The sequence below is a fragment of the Amycolatopsis aidingensis genome (assembly GCF_018885265.1).
GTDB classification, from domain to species: domain Bacteria; phylum Actinomycetota; class Actinomycetes; order Mycobacteriales; family Pseudonocardiaceae; genus Amycolatopsis; species Amycolatopsis aidingensis.
The window spans coordinates 2959610-2982768 of the sequence record NZ_CP076538.1; the positions used below are offsets into that span (position 1 = coordinate 2959610).

Here is a 23159-nt window from a genome sequence, read left to right on the forward strand (position 1 = left end):
CGAACGGCACATTTGAGACATCTGACGTCTCGAACGCCACGTTCAGGGCACCGGTGCTGATCAAGGGGGCGCGGCCCTACGGCGAGGGCGAGCCGGTCGACCTGCTGATCGCGGACGGGGTGATTGCGGAGATCGGTGCCCCGGACCCGCCCGCGGGGGCCGAGGTGCTGGACGCGGCGGGCCAGGTGCTGCTGCCCGGGCTCGTCGACCTGCACACCCACCTGCGGGAACCGGGCAGGGAGGACGCCGAGACCATCGCCACCGGCTCGGCCGCGGCCGCCCTCGGTGGCTTCACCGCGGTGTTCGCCATGGCCAACACCAGCCCGGTTGCGGACAACCAGGTGATCGTGGAGCACGTGTGGCGGCGCGGCCGGGAGGTCGGGCTGGTGGACGTGCACCCGGTGGGCGCGGTGACGGTCGGGCTGGCCGGGGAGAAGCTGGCCGAACTGGGCACCATGGCGGGCTCGGCGGCCGGGGTGCGGATGTTCTCCGACGACGGGCACTGCGTGGCCGACCCGCTGATCATGCGCAGGGCGCTGGAGTACTCCACCGCGCTGAACGCGGTGATCGCCCAGCACGCCGAGGAGCCCGCGCTCACCGTCGGCGCGCAGGCGCACGAGGGCGAGCGCGCGGCCCGGCTGGGCTACACCGGCTGGCCTGCCTCCGCCGAGGAGGCGATCGTGGCCAGGGACTGCCTGCTCGCCGAGCGCGCCATGGCGCGCCTGCACGTGTGTCATGTCTCCAGCGCGGGCACCGTGGACGTGCTGGAATGGGCCAGGCCGCGCGCGGACGGCAGACTGTCCGCCGAGGTCACCCCGCACCACCTGTTGCTCACCGACGAGCGGCTGGCCACCTACGACCCGGTCAACAAGGTCAACCCGCCGCTGCGTACCGACGCCGATGTGCGGCGGATGCGCACCGCGCTGGCCGAGGGCGTGCTCGACTGCGTGGCCACCGACCACGCCCCGCACGCCGCGCAGGACAAGGACTGCGAGTGGGCTGCGGCCAAGCCGGGCATGCTCGGCCTGCAGACCGCGCTGTCGATCGTGGTGCGCACCATGGTCGAGCCCGGGCTGCTGGACTGGCGCGGCCTCGCCAGGGTGATGAGCGAACGGCCTGCCGAGATCGCAGGCCTGCCGGACCAGGGCAGGCCGATCGAGGCAGGCGAGCCTGCGAACCTGGTGCTGGTGGACCCGGCGGCCGAATGGACGGTGCGCGGCGCCGAGCTGGCAAGCCTCGCCGCCAACACCCCCTACGAGGACATGCGGTTGCCTGCCGCGGTGACCGCGACGCTGCTGCGCGGGCGGATCACCGCCAGGGCGGGGAGGATCATCTGATGGAGCGGTTGCTGCTGACCCTGCTGGTCGTGGCCTTCTTCGCACTGTGCCTGCTCGGCATGTGGCGCGGCTGGCGCCGCCAGGCCCGCACGCAGAGCGTCGAGTTCGCGCCGTTCCCCGAGGTGCCGGCCGAGCCGGGAACCCCGGTGCTGCCTGCGGCGCGGGGGGTCTACGTCTGCTCGACCAGGGCGGGCCACTGGCAGCAGCGGATCGTGACCAGGGGCGCGGGCGTGCGCAGCACGGCGGCCCTGCGGCTGTACCCCGGCGGGATCGAGGTGCTGCGCGAGGGCGCGCCCGCGTTCTGGATTCCCAGGGAGTCGGTGCTGGCGGCCACGGTCGCCAGGGGGATGGCGGGCAAGGTGATGGGCACCGACAGCCTGCTGGTGATCACCTGGCGGCTGGCGGGCACCGATATCGACACCGGGTTCCGCGGGGAGGACACCGACAGCTATCCACAGTGGATCGACGCGCTGGGCGCGGACACTGTCGAGAAAGGAACACAGGAATGACGGCGACACGGGTGCCCGCGGCGCTGGCGCTGGAGGACGGCAGGGTGTTCCGCGGCGCCGCATACGGCGCGCAGGGCCGCACCCTCGGCGAGGTCGTGTTCTGCACCGGGATGACCGGGTACCAGGAGACCCTCACCGACCCCTCCTACCACCGGCAGATCGTGGTGCAGACCGCTCCGCAGATCGGCAACACCGGGTGGAACGACGAGGACGACGAGTCGGACCGGATCTGGGTGTCCGGCTACGTGGTGCGTGACCCGGCGCGCACGCCGTCCAACTGGCGCAGCAGGCGCACCCTGGACGAGGAACTGCGCGCGCAGGGCGTCGTGGGGATCGCCGAGGTGGACACCCGCACCCTGACCAGGCATATTCGCGAGCACGGCGCGATGCGCGCGGGGGTGTTCTCCGGGCAGGCACTCGGCTCGGACGAGGAGATGGCCGCGGCGGTGCGGGAGAGCCCTTCGATGAAGGGGGCCGACCTGGCGGGCGAGGTGAGCACCCCGCAGCCCTACGTGGTGCCCGCGCAGGGGCAGCGGCGGTTCCGGGTGGCCGCGCTGGACCTCGGCATCAAGTCCAACACCCCCCGGTTGCTGACCAGCCGGGGCATCGAGGTGCACGTGCTGCCGATGACCTCGGGCCTGGACGATCTGCTGGCGGTGCAGCCGGACGGGGTGTTCCTCTCCAACGGACCAGGGGACCCGGAGACCCAGACCCACGCCATCGCGCTCACCAGGGAGGTGCTGCAGCGGCGGCTGCCGCTGTTCGGCATCTGCTTCGGCAACCAGATCCTCGGCCGCGCGCTGGGACTGGGCACCTACAAGATGCGCTACGGCCACCGGGGGATCAACATCCCGGTGATCGACGTGGCCACCGGCCGGGTGGCGATCACCGCGCAGAACCACGGGTTCGCCCTGGAGGGCGAGGCCGGGCAGCGGTTCGATTCGCCGTTCGGTACCGCCACGATCAGCCACTACTGCCCCAACGACGGCACGGTGGAGGGCCTGCGCTGCGCCGAGGTGCCCGCGTTCTCCGTGCAGTACCACCCGGAGGCCGCCGCGGGGCCGCACGACGCCGAGCCCCTTTTCGACGAGTTCGTGAGTCTGCTGGAGGCCGCCAATGCCAAAAAGGACTGATATCGAGCACGTGCTCGTCATCGGGTCCGGCCCGATCGTGATCGGCCAGGCCGCCGAGTTCGACTACTCGGGCACCCAGGCCTGCCGGGTGCTGCGGGCCGAGGGCCTGCGGGTGAGCCTGGTCAACTCCAACCCGGCGACGATCATGACCGACCCCGAGTTCGCCGACGCCACCTACGTGGAGCCGGTCACCCCGGAGTTCGTGGAGAAGGTGATCGCCACCGAGCGGCCGGACGCGCTGCTGGCCACGCTGGGCGGGCAGACCGCACTGAACGCCGCGGTGACCCTGCACGAGCAGGGGGTGCTCGAGAAGTACGGCGTGGAGCTGATCGGCGCGGACGTCGAAGCCATCCAGCGCGGCGAGGACCGGCAGAAGTTCAAGGACATCGTGCGCACGGTCGGTGCCGGGGTGCCGCGCAGCGCCGTCTGCCACTCGATGGACGAGGTGCGCGCGACCGTGGCCGAGGTCGGGCTGCCGGTGGTGATCCGGCCCTCCTTCACCATGGGCGGGCTCGGTTCCGGGATGGCGCACACCGAAGCGGAACTGGAGCGGATGGCCTCGCTCGGGCTGGAGGAGAGCCCGGTGACCGAGGTGCTGATCGAGGAGAGCGTGCTCGGCTGGAAGGAGTACGAGCTCGAGCTGATGCGCGACCGGCAGGACAACGTGGTGGTGGTCTGCTCGATCGAGAACGTGGACGCCATGGGGGTGCACACCGGCGACTCGGTGACCGTGGCGCCCGCGATGACCCTGACCGACCGCGAGTACCAGCACATGCGCGATGTGGGGATCGCGGTGCTGCGTGAGGTCGGCGTGGACACCGGCGGCTGCAACATCCAGTTCGCGATCAACCCGGCCGACGGCCGGATGGTCGTGATCGAGATGAACCCGCGGGTCTCCCGGTCCTCGGCACTGGCCTCCAAGGCCACCGGCTTCCCGATCGCCAAGATCGCCGCGAAGCTGGCCATCGGCTACACCCTGGACGAGATCCGTAACGACATCACCGGCGAGACCCCGGCCTCCTTCGAGCCGACCCTGGACTACGTGGTGGTCAAGGTTCCGCGGTTCGCCTTCGAGAAGTTTCCCGGCGCGGACCCGACGCTGACCACGACGATGAAGAGCGTCGGCGAGGCGATGTCGATGGGCCGCAGCTTCGCCGAGGCGCTTGGCAAGGCGATGCGCTCGATCGAGACCAAGGCGACCGGGTTCTGGACCGCACCCGATCCCGCCGGCGTCACCTGTGAGTCCACACTGGACGAACTGCGCACGCCCCGGGAGGGCAGGCTGTACGCGGTGGAACGGGCGCTGCGGCTGGGCGCCACCGTGGCGCAGGTGCATGCCGCCAGCGGGATCGACCCCTGGTTCATCGACCAGATCGGACTGATCGGCGAGATCGGCGAGCAGGTGCGCGCGGCTCCGGTGCTGGACGCCGAGCTGCTGCGCAGGGCCAAGCGCACCGGGCTTTCCGACCGCCAGCTGGCGGCGCTGCGCCCCGAGCTGGCAGGCGAGGACGGGGTACGGGCGCTGCGGCACCGGCTCGGCGTGCGGCCGGTTTTCAAGACCGTGGACACCTGCGCGGCCGAGTTCGCCGCGCGCACCCCGTACCACTACTCGGCCTATGAGGCCGATCCAGCCGCCGAGTCCGAGGTCGCCCCGCAGCGGGAGCGGCCGAAGGTGCTGATCCTCGGCTCCGGGCCGAACCGGATCGGCCAGGGCATCGAGTTCGACTACTCCTGCGTGCACGCGGCGATCGCGCTGCGCGAGGCCGGGTTCGAGACGGTGATGGTCAACTGCAACCCGGAGACCGTCTCCACCGACTACGACACCTCCGACCGGCTCTACTTCGAGCCGCTGACCTTCGAGGACGTGCTGGAGGTCGTGCATGCCGAGCAGGCATCCGGCACGGTCGCCGGGGTGATCGTCCAGCTGGGCGGCCAGACCCCGCTCGGGCTGGCCCAGCGGCTGGCCGACGCCGGGGTGCCGATCGTGGGCACCCCGCCAGAGGCCATCCACCTCGCCGAGGAACGCGGCGCCTTCGGCACGGTGCTGGTGAACGCCGGCCTGCCCGCGCCCAAGTACGGCACCGCGACCTCGTTCGATGGCGCCAAGCGGATCGCCGACGAGATCGGTTACCCGGTGCTGGTCCGTCCCTCCTACGTGCTCGGCGGGCGCGGCATGGAGATCGTCTACGACGAGGCCCATCTGGAGGGCTACATCCAGCGCGCGACCGCGGTGTCCCCGGAGCACCCGGTGCTGGTGGACCGCTTCCTCGACGATGCGATCGAGATCGACGTGGACGCCCTCTACGACGGGGAGCAGCTCTACCTCGGCGGCGTGATGGAGCACATCGAGGAGGCCGGGATCCATTCCGGGGACTCATCCTGCGCCCTGCCGCCGATCACCCTCGGGCAGACCGACCTCGAGGCCGTGCGCCGCTCCACCGAGGCGATCGCCGAGGGGGTCGGGGTGCGCGGGCTGCTGAACGTCCAGTACGCCCTCAAGGACGACGTGATCTACGTGCTGGAGGCCAACCCACGGGCCTCGCGCACGGTCCCGTTCGTCTCCAAGGCCACCGCCGTGCCGCTGGCCAAGGCCGCCTCGCTGATCATGACCGGCTCGTCCATCCGGGAGCTGCGCGCGGCCGGGATCCTGCCTGCCGAGGGGGATGGGGGGATGCTGCCAGCGGACTCCCCGGTGTCGGTGAAGGAGGCCGTGCTGCCCTTCCACCGGTTCCGCACCCCCGAGGGACACGGGGTGGACTCGCTGCTCGGCCCGGAGATGAAGTCCACCGGCGAGGTGATGGGGGTGGACGTCTCCTTCGGCAAGGCCTACGCCAAGTCGCAGGCCGGGGCCTACGGCCTGCTGCCGAGGAGCGGCACGGTGTTCGTCTCGGTCGCCAACCGGGACAAGCGCTCGCTGATCTTCCCGGTGAAGCGACTGGCCGACCTCGGGTTCGAGGTGCTGGCCACCTCCGGCACCGCCGAGGTGCTGCGGCGCAACGGGATCGCCTGCGCGACCGTGCGCAAGCACTACGAGGGCAGCGCCGAGGGCGAGCCGAACATCGTGGAGCTCATCCTGGCGGGCAAGGTCGACATGGTCATCAACACGCCCTATGGCAACAGCGGACCCCGGGTGGACGGCTACGAGATCCGCACCGCGGCGGTGTCGAGGGACATCCCCTGCGTCACCACCATCCAGGGCGCCGCGGCGGCCGTGCACGGCATCGAGGAGCTGATCAGGGGCGATATCGGCGTGCGCTCGCTGCAACAGCTGCAGTCCGCGCTGCGGGCCACCCGGGCATGAGCGAGCGGTTCGGGCAGCGGCTGGCCGCGGCGGTGGCCGCCCGCGGGCCGCTGTGCGCCGGGGTGGACCCGCATCCCGGCCTGCTGGCGGACTGGGGCCTGCCTGCGGACGCGAGCGGCCTGGAGCGGTTCGCGCTCACCGCCACCGAGGTGCTGGCCGAGCGGGTCGCGGTGGTCAAACCGCAGTCGGCGTTCTTCGAGGCGTACGGCTCGGCCGGGATCGCGGTGCTGGAGCGGGTCGTGGCACTGGCACGGCAGGCCGGTGCGCTGGTCCTGCTGGACGTGAAACGCGGCGACATCGGCTCCACCATGGCGGCCTACGCGGCGGCCTACCTCGCCGAGGGGACGCTGGGGGCCGATGCGGTCACGGTGTCGCCCTACCTCGGCTTCGGGGCGCTCACGCCGGCGCTGGAGGCCGGTAAGGGCGTGTTCGTGCTGGCCCGCACCTCCAACCCGGAAGGGGCGGCGGTGCAGACCGCGCGGCTGGCGGACGGCCGCACGGTGGCGCAGTCGATCGTGGACGCCGCCGCGGAGCGCAATGCCGGTGCCGCCCCGCTCGGCGATGTGGGCGTGGTCGTGGGGGCCACGGTGGATCCAGCCGAGCTGGACCTCGGCGGGCTGGGAGGTCCTGTCCTGGCTCCCGGTTTCGGCGCCCAGGGCGCCACCGTGGCCGACCTGCGCCGGGTCTTCGGCCCCGGGCTGCCAGGGGTGCTGCCCGCCTCGTCCAGGGAGATCCTGCGGCACGGCCCGGATCCGGTCGCGCTCCGTGACGCCGTACGGCGTACGCAAGGGATTTTGGAAACTTAAGCAGCCGGATGGCGGATTCCGCTCGTCCGGCCGCAATAGCAGGCTGTCTGTTCGGCGCTGACCGGCCACCCCGCATTGTGGCCCGTACGCAGGGATCGGTACGGTCGCGACACCCACCCAGAATTTGAGTACTACCGGAGGAAAACGTGGCACTTCCCCAGCTCACCGAGGAACAGCGTGCTGCGGCGCTGGAGAAGGCCGCTGCCGCCCGTCGCGCCCGCGCCGAGCTCAAGGAGCGACTCAAGCGGGGCGGCACGACCCTTGCCGATGTCCTCAAGCAGGCCGATGAGGACGAGGTCCTCGGCAAGATGAAGGTGTCTGCCCTGCTCGAGGCCCTTCCCGGCGTCGGCAAGGTGCGCGCGCAGCAGACCATGGAGCGTCTCGAGATCGCCACCAGCCGCCGCCTGCGCGGCCTCGGCGACCGGCAGCGGAAGGCGCTGCTCGCCGAGTTCAGCGGCGAGTGAGCGACGCACGAATCGGCGCCCACGGGCCCCAGGGTGAGCCGGTGTCCGGGAAGCAGTCCCGGCACCGGCTCACCGTTGTGTCGGGCCCCTCCGGCGTCGGCAAGTCCAGCGTGGTGGGCGAGCTGCGCCGGCTGAACCCGGAGATCTACTTCAGCGTCTCGGTGACCACCCGCCCGCCCCGCCCCGGCGAGGTGGACGGGCAGCACTACCACTTCGTCGACCGGGAAGGGTTCCAGGACCTCATCGCCCGCGGCGAGCTGCTGGAACACGCCGAGTTCGCGGGCAACTGCTACGGCACCCCGCGGACCCCGGTGGAGGAGGCGCTGCGGGCCGGGCGCCCCGCGGTGCTGGAGATCGAGCTACAGGGCGCCCGCCAGGTGCGCGCCGCCATGCCGGACTCCCGGCTGGTGATGCTGGTGCCGCCGTCCTGGGGCGAGCTGGTCGGCAGGCTGACCGGCAGGGGAACCGAGCAGGACGAGGCGGTGCAGGCCCGGCTCGCCGAGGCGGAGCGCGAGCTGGCCGCCGCGGGGGAGTTCGACGCCACCGTGGTGAACGCCGACGTGCGGGCCGCCGCACGGGAGTTGCTAGACTTGATGACCGGCGAAGACGCCGAGTCTTCCCGTTGACCGTTCTGACTGTTCAGGAGTTGTGCGAGTGACCGCGATTACGCTGGGTACCCAGGGCGAGGCGTTGGAGGGCATCACCAACCCGCCGATCGACGACCTGCTGGACAAGGTCAGCTCCAAGTACGCCCTGGTGATCTACTCGGCCAAGCGGGCGCGCCAGATCAACGACTACTACGCGCAGCTCGGTGAGGGGCTGCTGGAGTACGTCGGGCCGCTGGTGGAGCCGGGGCCGCGGGAGAAGCCGCTGTCCATCGCGCTGCGCGAGATCCACGCCGGGCTGCTCGAGCACACCGAGGGCGAGTGACCGAGCCGGATTCCGGCAAACCTCGCGTCGTCCTCGGCGTAGGCGGCGGGATCGCCGCCTACAAGGCCTGTGAGGTGCTGCGTGGCCTGACCGAGTCGGGCCACGACGTCCGGGTCGTGCCCACGGAGTCGGCACTGCGGTTCGTCGGCGCCGCCACCTTCGAGGCACTGTCCGGGCATTCCGTGCACACCGGGGTGTTCACCGAGGTCCCCGAGGTGCAGCACGTGCGGGTCGGCAAGGAGGCCGACCTGGTGCTGGTCGTGCCGGCGACGGCCGACCTGCTGGCCAGGGCGGCGCACGGCCTCGCCGACGACCTGCTGACCAACACCCTGCTCACCGCCCGCTGCCCGGTCGCGTTCTTCCCCGCCATGCACACCGAGATGTGGGAACACCCGGCGACCAGGGACAACGTGGCCCTGCTCCGCTCCCGCGGCCTGGTGGTCGCCGAACCGGACGCGGGCAGGCTGACCGGTGTGGACACCGGCAAGGGCAGGCTCGCCGACCCGCGGGAGATCGTGGACCTGGCCCGGCTGCTGCTGGCCGAGCCCGCCGCCCTGCCAAGGGACCTGGAGGGCCTGCGTGTCGTGGTCTCCGCGGGTGGCACCCGGGAGCCACTGGACCCGGTCCGCTATCTCGGCAACCGGTCCTCGGGCAAGCAGGGCTACGCGCTGGCCAGGGTGGCGGCGCAGCGCGGTGCGGAGGTAACCCTGGTGGCCGCGCATACGGTGGCCCTGCCCGACCCCGCGGGGGCGCGGGTGGTCGCGGTGTCCACCGCCGAGGAACTGCGCACCGCCATGCACCAGGCCGCCGAGCAGGCCGATGTCGTGGTGATGGCCGCCGCCGTGGCCGACTTCCGGCCGGACCGGCCGGCCGAGCACAAGATCAAGAAGCGCGAGGGCGAGCCGGATCCGGCCGTCACCCTCGCCCGCAACCCGGACATCCTGGCCGAGCTGGTCGCCGGGCGGCGCGCGGGCCAGACCATCGTCGGCTTCGCCGCGGAGACCGGGGACGAGCGGGGCGGGGTACTGGACCACGCCAGGGTCAAGTTCAAGCGCAAGGGCAGCGACCTGCTGGTGGTCAACGCGGTTGGCCAGGGCAGGGCGTTCGAGGTCGAGGAGAACGCGGGCTGGCTGCTGTCCGCGGACGGGGACGAGCGCCCCATCCCCCTCGGCAGCAAGGCGCAACTCGCGGCCGCCATGTGGGACGCGGTGGCGCGCCTGCGGCGGAACTGACCAGCGCGCACCGAATCTCGGTAGGCTTTCGGCAGCATCACCCAGCCGGACCAGCGAGGGAAGTGACGAGTCTCGTGAGCGCGTCGAACCGCAGGTTGTTCACGTCGGAGTCGGTGACCGAGGGCCACCCGGACAAGATCTGCGACGCGATCAGCGACGCGATACTGGACGCGCTGCTGGCCAAGGACCCGCGCAGCAGGGTCGCGGTGGAAACCATGATCACCACCGGCCAGGTGCATGTCGCGGGCGAGGTGACCACCGAGGCCTACGCGGACATCCCGGCGATCGTGCGGGACAAGATCCTGGAGATCGGCTACGACTCCTCGGCGAAGGGCTTCGACGGCAACTCCTGCGGGGTCAACGTGGCCATCGGCGCGCAGTCCCCGGATATCGCGCAGGGCGTGGACACCGCGTACGAGTCACGCCTGGAGAATGCACTCGACGAGATCGACAAGCAGGGCGCAGGCGACCAGGGGCTGATGTTCGGCTATGCCTGTTCCGACACCCCGGAGCTGCTGCCGCTGCCGATCGCGCTGGCGCACCGGCTGTCCAGGCGGCTGGCCGCGGTGCGCAAGGACGGGGCGCTGCCGTACCTGCGCCCGGACGGCAAGACCCAGGTGACCATCGAGTACGCGGGGGAGCGGCCCGCGCGGCTGGACACCGTGGTGGTCTCCACCCAGCACGCCGAGGGCATCGACCTGGACACCGTGCTCGGGGCGGACGTGCGCGAGCAGGTGGTCGGCCCGGTGGTGCGGGACCTCGGCTGGGACCTGGCCGACACCCGGCTGCTGGTCAACCCGACCGGCCGGTTCGTGATCGGCGGCCCGATGGGCGACGCCGGGCTGACCGGACGCAAGATCATCGTGGACACCTACGGCGGGATGGCCCGGCACGGCGGCGGCGCCTTCTCCGGCAAGGACCCCTCGAAGGTGGACCGCTCGGCCACCTACGCCATGCGCTGGGTGGCGAAGAACGTGGTCGCGGCGGGCCTGGCCGCGCGGATCGAGGTGCAGGTGGCCTACGCGATCGGCAAGGCGTCCCCGGTCGGGCTGTTCGTGGAGACCTTCGGCACCGAGACCGTGGACCCGGCGCGGATCCAGTCCGCCATCACCGAGGTGTTCGACCTGCGCCTGGCTGCGCTCATCCGGGACCTGGACCTGCTGCGCCCGATCTACGCCCAGACCGCCTCCTACGGCCATTTCGGCAGGCCGGAGCTGGATCTGCCATGGGAGCGCACCGACCGGGCAGCCGCACTCCGTTCCGTCATCGGCAACTAAAGACAGTAGTCTGCGTCACACTCCATCAGGGGATGGGCGATTTGTTGCTAATGTCCCGGCTTCGTGGCAGCCGTTCCCGAACTCGCCGTCCCCGAGGTGCGCACCGAAAACGCCCGGAAGGTCACCACGCGGTACCTCAGCTGGGACGCGATCCGGGTGCTCGGCATCGGGGCGGTACTGGCCTTCCACGCCACCTTCCTGGCGCCGGTCAGCCTGGATGGGCTCGACCCGCTGCCGGCCCCGCTGCGGATGGACTTCCCGTTCGGCGCCGCGGTGCTGATCGTCGTCTCCGGCTACTTCGCCGCCATGACGATCGGGAAGCAGACCCCGCTGCGGTGGTGGGTGCGCAGGGTTGCCCGGTTACTGCCCGCATTCCTCGTCGCCGTACTGGTGATTTTCGTTGTCACCCGGTTGGCCGCCCCCGCCGGCTACCCGCAACCCAGCCTCGGTGACCTGATCGGCAACCTGACCCTGATGCACCTGTGGATCCCGCAGGTGCAGTACATCGACCTCGCGCACTGGACGGTGCCGGTGCAGGTCAGCGCGTTCACCGCGATCGCGGTACTGGCGTTTCGCGGCAGGATCAGGGGCAGGGCCGCCACCGGCGTGCTGTGGGCGGTGCTGCTGGTTCCACTGGTTGTGCGCGGGCTGGCGATGGCGCCGGGGGACACCCCGCCGCAGTGGTTGAGCGTGGTGATGGACGGCAGCGGGCTGAACCGCTCGCACCTGGTGATCGCCGGGGTGGTCATCTACCGCTGGTCCCGGGGCCGGATGAGCTTCGCCCAGCTGTTCTGCATGCTCGGTGTGATCCTGGTGGCGCACGCCTGGCACCCGCCCAACGGGGACTCGGTGCAGGCCTTCACCGTCGGGCTGGTGCTGATCTGCGTCGCGGCCTACCGCCCGGACTGGCAGCTGCCCTGGCTCACCCGCCTCGCGCGGCCCCTGCAGTGGCTGGCAGGCATCTCCTACGGCGTCTACCTGATGCACTACACGATCGGCACCATCCTCGCACTGCGGATGGCCGAGCTCGGGCTGGACTGGTGGACGTGGGTGCCCGCGTTCGCGGCCTGCGCGGTGCTGCTCGGCTGGGCGCTGACGGTCTGGGTGGAGCGGCCGGCCTTCCGGCTGCTCACCCGGCGACTGGCCACCCCGTCCTGACCGTCTGGTAGAGAAGGGGCGTGACCAGCCCCGAACCGACCCCGCTGTGGGACCTGCCGAGTCCCGCGCCGAAGCCGGCCCCGCCGCGCAAGCCCGCGGCGGAGCGCAGGCGCGGGGGCGGCCGCAAGGGGCAGCGGCAGCCCGCCGAGACCGATCCGGTGGCCAGGGTGGTCGTGGACGTGCCCCTGGCGCATCTGGACCGCACCTTCGACTACCAGGTACCGCGGGAGCTGGACGAGGCCGCTGTGCCGGGATGCCGGGTGCGGGTCCGGTTCGCCGGGCAGCTCGTGGACGGGTTCCTGGTGGAACGCGGCACCGAGACCGAGCACACCGGCACCCTGGCCTTCCTGGAGCGGGTGACCTCCAGTGAACCGGTGCTGCCGCCACGGCTGGCCGCGCTGTGCCGGGCGGTAGCCCAGCGCTACGGCGGGACCCTGATCGACGTGCTGCGCCTTGCGATCCCGCCCCGGCATGCCAAGGCCGAGGGCGAACCGGCATCGGAGCAGGCGCAGGCCCCGCCGCGACCTGCCGGGACCGGATGGCAGCGGTATCCGCGCGGCCCGGTACTGGCCGAGGCGCTGGGTGCCGGGCGGGCGGCGCACGCCGTCTGGCAGGCCCTGCCGGGGGAGGACTGGCCCGGCAGGCTGGCCGAGCTGGCCGCCACCGTGGCCGCCACCGGGCGTGGCGCGCTGCTGGTTGTGCCCGATCACCGCGATCTGGCCAGGCTGCACGCAGCCTGCGCCGGGCTGGTCGGCGAGCGGGCGGTGGTCGCCCTCTCCGCCGACCTTGGTCCCGCCGAGCGCTACCGGCGCTGGCTGGCCGTGCTGCGCGGCCGCGTCCGGGTGGTGGTCGGGACCAGGGCGGCCATGTTCGCGCCGGTGCTCGACCCCGGCCTCTTCGTGGTCTGGGACGACGGGGACGACCTGCACGTCGATCCGCATATGCCGTACCCGCACGTGCGGGACGTGCTGATGCTGCGCGCGCACACCGAGGGCGCCTCGTTGCTGGTGGCGGGGTTCGCCCGCACCGCGGAGGCACAGCTGCTACTGGAGTCGGGCTGGGCGCATCCGGTGGTCGCCGACCGGGAGCGGGTGCGGGCCGAGATGCCGAGGGTGACCCCCTTCGGCGAGGACTTCGACCTGGCGCGGGACCAGGCCGCGCGGGCCGCCCGGTTGCCCGCGGTGGCGTTCGAGGCGGCTCGTTCGGCGCTGGCCGCGCAGGCCCCGGTGCTGGTGCAGGTGCCGCGCCGCGGCTATGTTCCCGGGCTGGCCTGCGGCAGGTGCCGTAGTCCCGCCCGGTGCCGCCGGTGCGCCGGGCCGCTGATGCTGCCGGCCGGCAGCACCGGCCCCACCGGCCCCGCTGAATCCGGCGGCTCGGCGCCCGGCAGGCCGAGCTGCCGGTGGTGCGGGGTGCCGGACTCGAGTTTCCGGTGCGCCACCTGCGGTTCCGGCAGGCTGCGGGCGGTGGTGGTCGGCGCGAAGCGCACCGCCGAGGAGCTCGGCAGGGCGTTTCCCGGGGTCCCCGTGCGTACCTCGGGAGCCAGCGAGGTGCTGTCCACCGTGGACGCCGAAGCCGCGCTGGTGGTGTGTACCCCTGGCGCCGAGCCGGTGGCCGATGGCGGCTACGGCGCGGCCTTGCTGCTGGACGGCTGGGCCCTGCTGGGCAGGCAGGACCTGCGCGCCGCCGAGGAGACCCTGCGCAGGTGGATGACCGCGGCCGCATTGGTGCGCCGGGGCACCCGCGGCGGCAGGGTGGTGGTCGGCGCGGACGCCGCGCTGACCCCGGTGCAGGCGCTGGTGCGGTGGGACCCCGGCTGGCATGCCGAGCGCGAGCTGGCCGAGCGCACCGAGCTCGGGTTCCCGCCCGCCGTGCGGATGGCCGGGCTGGAGGGTTCACCGGACGCACTGGCCAGCCTGCTGGCGGAGATCAGCCTGCCCACCTCGGCCGAGCTGCTCGGGCCGGTCCCGCTCGGGGAACCGGATGCGGAGGGCCGCACCGAGCGGGAACGCGCGCTGGTGCGGGTGCCCCGGCAGGACGGCAACGCCCTCGCCGCCGCCGTGCACGCGGCCGCCGCCCTGCGCAGCGCGCGCAAGGATCCCGAGCCGGTGCGGATGCAGCTGGACCCGCTCGAGCTGATCTGATTTTCCGTTGCCCGGCCGCGCCGTCGCGGGCAGACTCCGGCGATGCACGGAATCGACCTGCTCGCGGTGCCCTACGATTCGGGGCGGCGCGGTGAGCGGATGGGTGCCGGTCCAGGGCAGCTGATCGAGCGGGGCGCGCTGGACCGGCTCGGACCGGCTGCGGGGCAGCACACGATCGAGGTGGAGGAACCGTTCGCCGGTGAGATCCGCTCGGCGGTCCTGCTGCAGCGGTCGGTGTCCGAGCGGGTCCGGGCGAATGCCGCGGCGGGCCGCGCGCCACTGGTGCTCGCGGGCAACTGCAACACCACGGTCGGCGCCGTCGCCGGCCTGACCGGTCCTGCCGACGACCTCGGCGTGGTCTGGTTCGACGCCCACGGCGACTTCAACACCCCGGAGACCAGCGACAGCGGCTTCCTCGACGGGATGGCGCTTGCCATGCTCACCGGGGACTGCTGGCGCCCGCTGACCGCCACCGTGCCGGGTTTCCGCCCGGTGCCCGAGCGGCAGGTCGTGCTCGCCGGGGCCCGCGCGCTGGACGCGGCCGAGCGGGAGCGGATCGAGCGCAGCGGGCTGCACCTGGTGCCGCCGGATGAGGTGCACGGCGCGGGCCTCGCCGCGGCGCTGCGCGCGCTGCCCCGCTCGGTCACCAGGGTGCACCTGCACATCGACCTCGACGTGCACGACAGCGAGACGACCGGACCCGCCAACCAGTACGCGGTACCGGGTGGCCCCGACGCCGCCGCGGTGCGGGAAGCCGTCGCGGCGGTGGGTGCGGCCTACCCGGTGGTCGGCGCCACGCTGTCGGCCTTCGACCCGGCCGCGGATGCGCTGGCCCGCCAGCTGCCGGTCGCCCTCGCGCTGGTGGAGCAGACAGGAGCGCTGCTGAAGGCCGGAGACGGCGGGCTCTAAACTGGCCTGGATGTGCGATCTCCCAGGTAGCGAAAACGATCCGGCCGAGGGCGGGGCGGGCTGATGCGGCTGGTGTTCGCGGGCACCCCGGAACCGGCCGTGCCCGCGCTGCGCGCCCTGGTCGCCGCGGGCAGGCATGAGGTGGTGGCCGTGGTGACCCGGCCGGATGCCAGGTCCGGCCGGGGGCGCAGGGTGAACCGCTCCCCGGTGGCCGCCCTCGCCGATGAGCACGGGATCGAGGTGCTCACCCCGCCGCGGGCCGGTGACCCCGGGTTCCTCGCCCGGCTGGCGGAGCTGGCCCCGGACGCCTGCCCGGTGGTGGCCTACGGGGCGCTGCTGCCGCAGCGGGCACTGGATGTGCCCCGGCACGGGTGGGTCAACCTGCACTTCTCCCTGCTGCCTGCCTGGCGGGGTGCCGCCCCGGTGCAGGCCGCGATCCGGGCCGGTGACGAGCTGACCGGCGCATCCACCTTCCGGATCGTGCGTGAACTGGACGCGGGCCCGGTGTACGGCGTGGTGACCGAGCCGATAGCGGACACCGACACCGCCGGCACGCTGCTGGAACGGCTCGCCGAGTCCGGCGCCCGGCTTCTTGTGTCCACTATGGACGGTATCGAGGACGGAACGTTGCGGGCCGAACCGCAGCCGGAGGAGGGTGTCAGCTACGCGCCCAAGGTGACGGTGCCGGACGCGCGGGTGGTGTTCACCGACCCCGCCCTCGCCGTGCACCGCCAGGTGCGCGCGGTCACCCCGGATCCCGGTGCCTGGGCGGAGTTCCGCGGCGAGCGGCTGAAACTCGGCCCGGTCACGATCGCCGAGGACGCAGGGCCGCTGGCACCGGGTGAGCTGCTGGTGGAGCGCAAACGGGTGCTCGCCGGGACCGCCACCGCGCCGGTGCGGCTCGGCGAGGTGCAGGCACAGGGCAAGAAACGGATGGCGGCCACCGACTGGGCGCGCGGTACGAGAATCGAACGAGGGGAGCGGCTGACGTGAGCCGGGACCGGAAACCCGCACGACCACAGCGGGGCAGGCCCGCGCCGCGCAAGGAGGGCCCCCGCCGCCCGCCGCCGCAGGACCCCGCCCGGCGGGTGGCGCTGGACGTGCTGTGCGCGATCCGGGAGCGGGATGCCTATGCCAACCTGGCGCTACCGGAGCTGCTGCGTAACCGCCGGATCACCGGGCGGGATGCCGCGCTCGCCACCGAGCTGACCTATGGCACGGCGCGGGCGCAAGGCCTGCTCGACGAGATCATCGCAGCCTGCCTCGACCGGTCACTGGACAAAGTGGACGCAGTCGTGCTGGACGCGCTGCGGCTGGGCGCCTACCAGCTCATGCGCACCAGGATCCCGGAGCACGCCGCGGTCACCTCCACCGTGGACCTGGTGCGGGCCGACGCCGGATCCCATGTCGCCGGGTTCGCCAACGCGGTGCTGCGCAGAGTATCCGAAAAGGACGAAGAAACCTGGATCGCGGAACTCGCGCCGGATGCCGCCACCGACCCGATCGGCAACCTGGCCCTGCGCAGCGCGCACCCTCGCTGGGTGGCCCGCTCCTTCGCCGAGGCGCTGGGGGACAAGGGGCCGGAGCTGGAGGCCGCGCTGCTGGCCGATGACGCCAGGCCTGCGGTGCACCTGGTCGCCAGGCCCGGTGCGATCAGCGCGGAGGAGCTGGCCGCGATCACCGGCGGGGAACCGGCGCCGTACTCGCCCTACGGCGTGCACCTGCCGCCGGGCGCAGGCGACCTCGCCGACTCGGAGCTGATCCAGGACCGGCTGGCGGCCGTGCAGGACGAGGGCAGCCAGCTGTGCGCGATCGCGGCCACTGCGGCACCGGTGGCGGGCCCGGACACCCGCTGGCTGGACCTGTGCGCGGGCCCCGGCGGCAAGGCGGCGCTGCTCGGCGCGCTGGCCGAGTCCTCGGGCGCCACCCTGGACGCGGTGGACAAGGCCCCGCACCGGGCGCGGCTGGTGGAGCGGGCCACCGAGGGCCTTCCGGTCACGGTGCACGTGGCCGACGGCAGGGAGTCCGGGTTGGACGCCTGCTACGACCGGGTGCTGGTGGACGCGCCGTGCACCGGGCTCGGCGCACTGCGGCGCAGGCCGGAGGCGCGCTGGCGGCGCAAGCCATCGGACGTCGCGGAGCTGACCAGGTTGCAGGGGCAGCTGCTGCTGGCCGGGCTGGAGCTGCTGCGGCCCGGCGGGGTGCTGACCTACGTGGTGTGCTCCCCGCACCTCGCCGAGACCGAGGGCGTGGTGCACGAGTGTGCCCGCCGGGCGGGCGCACAGACCCTGGACGCCCGCGAGTTCTTCCCCGGGGTGCCCACCCTCGGGGCGGGCCCCTACGTGCAGCTGTGGCCGCACCGGCACGGCACCGACGCGATGTTCTGCGCGATCCTGCGCAAGCCGGCGGAAGCCTGATGTCCCGGCTGCTCGGGCTGGTGGTGAGCTCCTGCGGCGGGGTGGAGAGCAGGCTGTGCGCCGAGCTCGCCGGCCCCGCCGTGGCCCGCGGCTGGGAGCTGGCGGTCACGCTGACCCCGACGGCGGCGGACTGGCTCGCCGACTCCGGCGAGCTCGACCGGCTGCGCGGTCTCACCGGGCTGGAGGTACGCAGCACCTCCCGGCTGCCGGGGCGGCCGCGACCGCATCCGGACCCCGAGGTGTTCCTGTTTGCCCCGGCCACCGCGGGCTCGGTGGCGAAGCTGGCGCTGGGGCTGGCGGACAACCAGGCGCTGACCGTGCTCGGCGATGCCATCGGTGAACCGGGGGTGAGCATGGTGGTCGGCTACCAGGTCCGGGACGCCCGGTTCCGGCACCCGGCCTGGCAGGGCCATCTGGACGCGCTGGACTCGGCCGGGGTGCGCACGCACCGGCTGGCGGAGGACCGGCCGTGGACCGATGTGCTCGACCTGCTGCCCGTGCTACGTTGATCCGCTGCCTCGAGGAAGGACAGCGGTCGTGCCGAAACCGGAGAATGCCGAGTACACCGACGAGGAGATCGACTCCATCTGGGTGGGCGGCGCCCCTGAACTGAACTCCACGGTCACCCTTGCCGAGTACGATCCGCGGTGGCCCCTGCTGTACGAGCGGGAGGCCGAGCGTATCCGGCGCGTCCTCGGGGACCGGGTGGTGCTGCTGGAACACGTCGGCTCCACCTCGGTGCCCGGGCTGTGCGCCAAACCGATCATCGACATCCTGCTGGTGGTCGCGGACTCCGATGACGAGGACGCCTACCTGCCCGCGCTGGAGGCCGCCGGGTACCGCCTGGTGATCCGGGAGCCGGGCTGGGAGCGGCACCGTGCCTTCAAGGGGCAGGACACCAACGTGAACCTGCACGTCCACTCGCCGGACAGCGGCGAGATCGAGCGGTTCCGCACCTTCCGCGACCACCTGCGCGCCGATCCGGCCGACCGCGAGCTGTACGCCGGGACCAAACGCGAGCTCGCCGGGCGCACCTGGAAGTACATCCAGCACTACGCCGACGCCAAGACCGGCGTGATCACCGAGATCATGGCGCGTGCTCGGGAGCGCGCGGCCGCGCAGCGGGGTCGGGATACACCTGGTTGATGCTGCTGCCGCGGACGGCGATGTCCGCGCCGTAGACGTGCAGCGAGACGGCCTTCCGGTCGCCGTCGTTGCACACCCGGTGGATGTCCCGTTCCGGCGGCACCAGCCAGCACACGTCACCGGGCAGGTTCACCGCGGTGCCCGCGGGGACCACCCTGCCCGCCGGGTCCAGGCGGTAGCGGGTCTCCGCCTCCCGGCCGGTGACCACCCCGACCACGCACCAGCAGGCGTGACTGTGTACCGGGGTGTGCTGGCCGGGCAGCCAGACCAGCGACACCACGGAGAACCTGGCCCGATCGTCCACATGCACCAGATGCTGCCGGTACCGCCGCGGGTCGGGTTCGGTGTGCTCGGGCGCCAGTATCCCGCCCGCGCGCAGCAACCCGGCCAGCGCGTCCGCCGCGGCGCGGGCCCGCTCGTGCGGGTCGGCGACCCGGTCGAACAGCCCGGCCAGCCGGGTGATGAACCCGGCCATTCTCGGGGTAACCATGTCGTCATCGTGCGCGCGGGCCGGCACCGGGGTCCAATGACGAAAAATCCCGCTCGGCCAAGCCGTGCTTATCGTTCGCCGGACCAGCCCGGTGGCCGTCGCGGGCGGGCGGCAGCGGTGGTAATCCTGGACGAGTGCTGGAACTGCGTCACCTGCGGATGCTGCACGAGGTCGCGCGGACGGGCTCGTTCTCCGCGGCCGCCAGGGAACTCGGCTACACCCAGCCCGCGATCAGCCAGCAGATGCGGGCACTCGAGCGCGCCTTCGGTACCCCGCTGGTGGTGCGCGAGGGCAGGCGGGTGGTGTTCACCGAGGCGGGTGCGGAGCTGCTGCGGCACGCCGAGGAACTGCTGCACCGGGTGACCGTCGCGCAGACCAGCGTGGCCGCCGTGGCGGGTCGCCGCACCGGGCGGGTGCGGCTGGTCGTGTTCCCCAGTGGCAGCGCCACCCTGGTTCCGCCCGCGGCCGCGCTGGTGCGCGGCAGGCACCCGGCCGTGACCCTCTCGCTGGCCGAGGGGGAACCGCCGGATTCCTTGCACACCATGCGTTCCGGCGGCTGCGATGTGGTGCTCGGCTTCAGCTATCCCGAACAGGAGGGGCAGGACGAGCGGGAGGCAGGCGGGCTGATCCGCCTGCCGCTGATGTCCGACCCGCTGCTGGCGCTGCTGCCCGCGGGGCACCACCTGGCCGGGCGCGGGGTCGTCCACCTCGCCGAGCTCGCCGGGGAGGCGTGGATCGGCGGCTGCCCGCGCTGCCGGGGCCATCTGGTGGACGCCTGCGCCGCGGCCGGGTTCACCCCGGAGATCACCTTCGCCACCGACGACACCCTCGCCGTGCAGGGGCTGGTGGCCGCGGGGCTGGGCGTCTCGGTGACCCCGCGGCTCATGCTCGCCGCCGCCCGCAGGCCGGATGTGGTGGCCCTGCCGCTGGAACCCGCCATGCACCGCAGCATCTCCGCGTTCACCTGGCCGGACCTGGTCCGCGTGCCGACCGTGCGGATCGTGCTGGACGCCTTCCGTGAGGTCGCGCTCTCAGGTGCGCTGAACTGACTCCTGCTGCGGTCCCAGCCGCGGTGTCACCGGCAGCCCGGCGGCACGCCAGGCGGCGAAACCGCCGGTCACATCCCCGACCTCGCGCAGCCCGAGCAGTTCGGTCACCTGCCAGGCAGCCAGGCTGGAGGTGTAGCCCTCGTTACAGATCAGGATGATCTCCCGGTCGGCGTCCCCTGCCGCCAGCTCCTTGAGCCGCCACTCGCTGCTGACGTCCAGCCGCCACTCCAGCACGTGCCGGGACACCGTGACCGCGCCGGGGATCTCCCCGAACCGCAACCGGTACTCCAGCGGGCGCAGGTCCACCAGCAGCGAGCCGCGTTCCATCGCCAGTGCGGCCTCCTCCGGCCGGTAGCGCCGGATTCGTTCCCTTGCCCGCGCGAGCTGCCGGGAGATCACGTCGGGCCCCGCGGCCTCGGCCGTCATCGGCGTGCCGCCCTGGTGCGCGCGGCGAGCCTTTCCAGGTCCCCGGTGTCCGGCTCCGGTGAGTCGCACGGCAGTTCCCGCAGATGGTGCGGGCCGGAGGGCAGCCAGCAGTAGAAGTTCATCCTGCGCAGCGGCCGGGAGTAGGCATGCACGGTGACCGCGGGCTCGGTGCTGATGTTGACCAGGTTGTGCAGGTAGTCGGGGCCGAAGGCGACGCTGCTGCCCGCCGGATGGGTCCGGGTGCGCAGCTGTCCGCCGCGCAGGTCGCCATGGTCCTCGATCAGGCCGCCGGTCGCGACCCCGAACGCCCCGACGCTGCCGCCGTGGTCGTGCAGCAGGGTGTCCTGTCCGAGTTCCCAGCAGATCAGCCACACCTCGAAATCGGTGTCCCAGTGCAGCCGGGCGAAGTAGCGCTCGCCGAGGTCGAAGCGCACGTGCTCGGACCACAGTTCGGGCAGTTCCAGCATGGTGGACACGATCCGGCGCAGCGCGGCCGGCCGGACCCGTCGTCCACCAGGGGTGTCCTTGTCGATCTCCTCGGGCCGTGGGCACAGCCGTGCCCAGTGCTTCGAGGTCCGCAATGTAGTTGTCACGAGCCAAGCTCCTCCGCTTGAACCCCGCGGTGTGACCGGGCGCCTGCCGGATGGCCCTCGCCGGTCCCAGCGCGGAATGATCTCGCTCGGGTGACCCCGCCGCGCACCCGGCGAACTCGCCGGGAGGCTGCGTGGCAACCCGGGTGCGTGTTGGTTGTGCGGCGATCGCCGCTGCCGCGATCTTAGCTCACCTTGTGGTGCGACGGAATCAGTTGCGGTGCCGGGGAAATCACCGACCTCAGTCGTCCCGGTCGTCGACGCTGTCCAGGCTGTCCAACTCCCTCGAGTCGCCGAACTCGGCGAAGATGAACACCCGGACGGCGTGGCCGGTGTCCGGGTGTACCTGGGCGAGATAGGCGTGCACCTGGCTGCCCACGATGTCCTCCACCGCGTTGATGAAGTCGGCCCTTGTCACCTCGTGCAGCGCCTCGTGGTGCCGGATCACGGCCTCCCGGTGTCCGCGGGCGCTGAGCACGCTGTCCGCGGCGGTCAGGCTGTCGATCGACAGCACCACCAGGCTCACCGGTACGTCCTGGCTCACCGACACCTTCACATTGCTCGGGCCCCGGCCGTAGAAGGAACGTTCCAACTGCGTGATCCGTTCCGCAACGGCGTTGCGCTGTGCGCGGGTGATCTGCACGGCCGCGTCCCCTCCGTCGATGCCCTGCACTGGTCTGCCTCCCGGCCCAGGGCAGCGTACCCGCGGCCGGGGACACTCGCCGGATCAACCGTTCTGACCTAGCGCGAGGTGCGCCGGAACCGGCATAGTGTCGCTTTCTTCCGAGCCGAATTACAGGGGAGCCGACTGATGGCAAAACGGCGCATCGCGCTGTTCGCACTGCTTGGCGTGCTGGGCCTGGCCGTGGCCTGCGTGAATCCGGGAGCCAAGGAAGGGGCCGGCGGCGATGCGGACACCGGTGGGGACGGGCCGGACCGGATCGCGTTCTTCGGTTTCGCCAAGGCGAATTCCTTCGCGACGGCGACCTTCGCCGGGATCGAGGAGTACGCGAAGGCCAACGGCGCCGAGGCGGAGTTCTTCGATCCGAACTTCGAGGCACAGACCCAGGTGCGGCAGATCCAGGACGCCATCACCTCCGGCCGGTTCGACGTGTTCATCGTGCAGGCCAACGACGGCACCGCGGTGGTGCCCGCCGTTCGCTCCGCGGTGCAGCAAGGCATCACCGTGGTGGTGGAGTTCACCCCGGTTGGCACCCGCTACGACACCGCGGAGCCGCAGGTGCCGGGGACGATCACGTTGATCGACGTCCCGGTTGACAACGGCCGCGCCCTTGGTGAACTGGGAATCCAGGCCTGCCCCGAGCGCGAGGCCGAGCCCTGCCGGGTGGCCTACCTCGAGGGGATGAAGACCCTGCCGCTGGACAACGCCCGTACCGAGGCGGTGCTGGAAACGGTGCGTGCGGCCGGCGCCGAGGTGGTCGCCAGCGTGGAGGGCGGCTACACCAAGCAGAGCGGGCGCGCGGCGATGCAGGACGTGCTGCAGGCCAACCCGCAGGTGGACGTGGTGATCGGGTCCTCACAGGCGATCGCGGGCGCGGAGGCGGTCGCCGGGGCCAAGGACGTGCGGTTCGTCGGCAACGGCGGCTCCCGGCAGGCGGTGGCGGCGGTCAAGGAGGGCCGCTGGTTCGCCACCTACTACCACCCGGAGAAGACCGCCGGTGCCAAGGCGGCCGAGCTCGGCCTGCGCAAGGCCAGGGGGGAGCAGGTGCCGGACTCCACCACCTACGCCGAGTTCGCTCCCGGGGAAGGGAAGGGGACCGCGGAGGTGCTCGCCGACGTGACCGGTGAGTACGACGAGTAGTACGGGCGTGCGGGTCAGCCTC

At 72.4% G+C, this 23159-nt stretch carries 23 protein-coding genes; 19 read left to right on the forward strand and 4 right to left on the reverse strand.

Features of this window, described 5'->3' with window-relative positions:
• The first annotated feature begins 53 nt into the window (after positions 1-53).
• From KOI47_RS13975 to KOI47_RS14055, 17 genes are all read left to right on the forward strand, one after another.
• Positions 54-1337, forward strand: coding sequence for a dihydroorotase (locus KOI47_RS13975; RefSeq protein ID WP_216217298.1), 1284 nt, complete (start codon positions 54-56; stop codon positions 1335-1337).
• The gene (locus KOI47_RS13980) at positions 1337-1846 is read left to right on the forward strand and encodes a PH-like domain-containing protein (RefSeq protein WP_216216392.1); all 510 of its coding nucleotides are present in this window, start codon (positions 1337-1339) and stop codon (positions 1844-1846) included. Before KOI47_RS13975 ends, KOI47_RS13980 begins: the two co-directional genes overlap by 1 nt.
• Entirely contained in the window at positions 1843-2979 is a 1137-nt protein-coding gene (carA, locus tag KOI47_RS13985) for a glutamine-hydrolyzing carbamoyl-phosphate synthase small subunit (RefSeq protein WP_216216393.1), read from the forward strand. The genes KOI47_RS13980 and carA overlap by 4 nt, the downstream gene beginning before the upstream one ends.
• The gene (carB, locus tag KOI47_RS13990) at positions 2963-6280 is read left to right on the forward strand and encodes a carbamoyl-phosphate synthase large subunit (protein ID WP_216216394.1); all 3318 of its coding nucleotides are present in this window, start codon (positions 2963-2965) and stop codon (positions 6278-6280) included. Before carA ends, carB begins: the two co-directional genes overlap by 17 nt.
• Positions 6277-7086 carry an orotidine-5'-phosphate decarboxylase gene (gene pyrF, locus KOI47_RS13995; protein WP_216216395.1) on the forward strand — a complete coding sequence of 270 codons (810 nt, stop codon included), beginning with the start codon at positions 6277-6279 and terminating at the stop codon, positions 7084-7086. Before carB ends, pyrF begins: the two co-directional genes overlap by 4 nt.
• A 146-nt stretch (positions 7087-7232) precedes the next feature.
• Complete coding sequence (gene mihF, locus KOI47_RS14000) at positions 7233-7550, forward strand: integration host factor, actinobacterial type (RefSeq protein ID WP_005437476.1); 318 nt, start codon at positions 7233-7235, stop codon at positions 7548-7550.
• Positions 7547-8176, forward strand: coding sequence for a guanylate kinase (gmk, locus tag KOI47_RS14005; RefSeq protein WP_332461461.1), 630 nt, complete (start codon positions 7547-7549; stop codon positions 8174-8176). Before mihF ends, gmk begins: the two co-directional genes overlap by 4 nt.
• A gap of 28 nt (positions 8177-8204) precedes the next feature.
• Positions 8205-8480 carry a DNA-directed RNA polymerase subunit omega gene (gene rpoZ, locus KOI47_RS14010; protein ID WP_216216397.1) on the forward strand — a complete coding sequence of 92 codons (276 nt, stop codon included), beginning with the start codon at positions 8205-8207 and terminating at the stop codon, positions 8478-8480.
• Positions 8477-9712 (forward strand): bifunctional phosphopantothenoylcysteine decarboxylase/phosphopantothenate--cysteine ligase CoaBC, encoded by a 1236-nt coding sequence (gene coaBC, locus KOI47_RS14015; protein ID WP_216216398.1) that lies wholly within the window; start codon positions 8477-8479, stop codon positions 9710-9712. Before rpoZ ends, coaBC begins: the two co-directional genes overlap by 4 nt.
• A gap of 74 nt (positions 9713-9786) precedes the next feature.
• On the forward strand, positions 9787-10989 hold the full coding sequence (metK, locus tag KOI47_RS14020; RefSeq protein WP_216216399.1) for a methionine adenosyltransferase: 1203 nt from the start codon (positions 9787-9789) through the stop codon (positions 10987-10989).
• A 63-nt stretch (positions 10990-11052) separates the two neighbouring features.
• Positions 11053-12147, forward strand: coding sequence for an acyltransferase family protein (locus tag KOI47_RS14025; protein WP_216216400.1), 1095 nt, complete (start codon positions 11053-11055; stop codon positions 12145-12147).
• A gap of 20 nt (positions 12148-12167) precedes the next feature.
• A complete protein-coding gene (locus KOI47_RS14030; RefSeq protein ID WP_216216401.1) occupies positions 12168-14288 on the forward strand; it encodes a primosomal protein N' in 2121 nt (706 codons plus the stop codon).
• 42 nt (positions 14289-14330) lie between these two features.
• Positions 14331-15197, forward strand: a complete 867-nt coding sequence (locus KOI47_RS14035) for an arginase family protein (protein WP_216216402.1) — start codon at positions 14331-14333, stop codon at positions 15195-15197.
• 63 nt (positions 15198-15260) lie between these two features.
• Positions 15261-16190 (forward strand): methionyl-tRNA formyltransferase, encoded by a 930-nt coding sequence (fmt, locus tag KOI47_RS14040; protein ID WP_216216403.1) that lies wholly within the window; start codon positions 15261-15263, stop codon positions 16188-16190.
• Positions 16187-17614 carry an RsmB/NOP family class I SAM-dependent RNA methyltransferase gene (locus KOI47_RS14045; protein WP_216216404.1) on the forward strand — a complete coding sequence of 476 codons (1428 nt, stop codon included), beginning with the start codon at positions 16187-16189 and terminating at the stop codon, positions 17612-17614. Before fmt ends, KOI47_RS14045 begins: the two co-directional genes overlap by 4 nt.
• Entirely contained in the window at positions 17614-18123 is a 510-nt protein-coding gene (locus KOI47_RS14050; protein ID WP_216216405.1) for a flavoprotein, read from the forward strand. Before KOI47_RS14045 ends, KOI47_RS14050 begins: the two co-directional genes overlap by 1 nt.
• 28 nt (positions 18124-18151) lie before the next feature.
• Entirely contained in the window at positions 18152-18760 is a 609-nt protein-coding gene (locus tag KOI47_RS14055; RefSeq protein ID WP_232376728.1) for a GrpB family protein, read from the forward strand.
• Here the strand turns inward: KOI47_RS14055 and KOI47_RS14060 are convergent.
• Positions 18702-19250, reverse strand: coding sequence for a cysteine dioxygenase family protein (locus KOI47_RS14060; RefSeq protein ID WP_216216407.1), 549 nt, complete (start codon positions 19248-19250; stop codon positions 18702-18704). The genes KOI47_RS14055 and KOI47_RS14060 overlap by 59 nt on opposite strands.
• 134 nt (positions 19251-19384) lie before the next feature.
• Between KOI47_RS14060 and KOI47_RS14065 the strand changes: the two genes are divergently transcribed.
• Complete coding sequence (locus KOI47_RS14065) at positions 19385-20299, forward strand: LysR family transcriptional regulator (protein WP_216216408.1); 915 nt, start codon at positions 19385-19387, stop codon at positions 20297-20299.
• On the opposite strand, the gene KOI47_RS14070 is transcribed toward KOI47_RS14065, so the two are convergent.
• The 3 genes from KOI47_RS14070 to KOI47_RS14080 form a co-directional block, all read right to left on the reverse strand.
• Positions 20282-20725, reverse strand: a complete 444-nt coding sequence (locus tag KOI47_RS14070) for a rhodanese-like domain-containing protein (protein WP_216216409.1) — start codon at positions 20723-20725, stop codon at positions 20282-20284. The genes KOI47_RS14065 and KOI47_RS14070 overlap by 18 nt on opposite strands.
• Positions 20722-21318 (reverse strand): cysteine dioxygenase, encoded by a 597-nt coding sequence (locus KOI47_RS14075; protein WP_216216410.1) that lies wholly within the window; start codon positions 21316-21318, stop codon positions 20722-20724. The genes KOI47_RS14070 and KOI47_RS14075 overlap by 4 nt, the downstream gene beginning before the upstream one ends.
• Positions 21319-21556: 238 nt before the next feature.
• Entirely contained in the window at positions 21557-21988 is a 432-nt protein-coding gene (locus KOI47_RS14080; protein ID WP_216216411.1) for a Na-translocating system protein MpsC family protein, read from the reverse strand.
• Positions 21989-22126: 138 nt separating this feature from the next.
• Here KOI47_RS14080 and KOI47_RS14085 point away from each other — a divergent pair, with 138 nt between their 5' ends.
• The gene (locus KOI47_RS14085) at positions 22127-23137 is read left to right on the forward strand and encodes a sugar ABC transporter substrate-binding protein (RefSeq protein WP_216216412.1); all 1011 of its coding nucleotides are present in this window, start codon (positions 22127-22129) and stop codon (positions 23135-23137) included.
• The last annotated feature ends 22 nt before the right edge of the window (positions 23138-23159 follow it).

Bases quoted from the DNA above. Each gene is read 5' to 3' on its own strand.
- fmt (WP_216216403.1), top strand. From the start codon at position 15,261: ATGCGGCTGGTGTTCGCGGGCACCCCGGAACCGGCCGTGCCCGCGCTG.
- carA (WP_216216393.1), top strand. From the start codon at position 1,843: ATGACGGCGACACGGGTGCCCGCGGCGCTGGCGCTGGAGGACGGCAGG.
- carB (WP_216216394.1), top strand. From the start codon at position 2,963: ATGCCAAAAAGGACTGATATCGAGCACGTGCTCGTCATCGGGTCCGGC.
- KOI47_RS14035 (WP_216216402.1), top strand. From the start codon at position 14,331: ATGCACGGAATCGACCTGCTCGCGGTGCCCTACGATTCGGGGCGGCGC.
- KOI47_RS14085 (WP_216216412.1), top strand. From the start codon at position 22,127: ATGGCAAAACGGCGCATCGCGCTGTTCGCACTGCTTGGCGTGCTGGGC.
- pyrF (WP_216216395.1), top strand. From the start codon at position 6,277: ATGAGCGAGCGGTTCGGGCAGCGGCTGGCCGCGGCGGTGGCCGCCCGC.
- KOI47_RS13980 (WP_216216392.1), top strand. From the start codon at position 1,337: ATGGAGCGGTTGCTGCTGACCCTGCTGGTCGTGGCCTTCTTCGCACTG.
- KOI47_RS14050 (WP_216216405.1), top strand. From the start codon at position 17,614: ATGTCCCGGCTGCTCGGGCTGGTGGTGAGCTCCTGCGGCGGGGTGGAG.
- KOI47_RS14070 (WP_216216409.1), bottom strand. From the start codon at position 20,725: ATGACGGCCGAGGCCGCGGGGCCCGACGTGATCTCCCGGCAGCTCGCG.
- KOI47_RS14060 (WP_216216407.1), bottom strand. From the start codon at position 19,250: ATGGTTACCCCGAGAATGGCCGGGTTCATCACCCGGCTGGCCGGGCTG.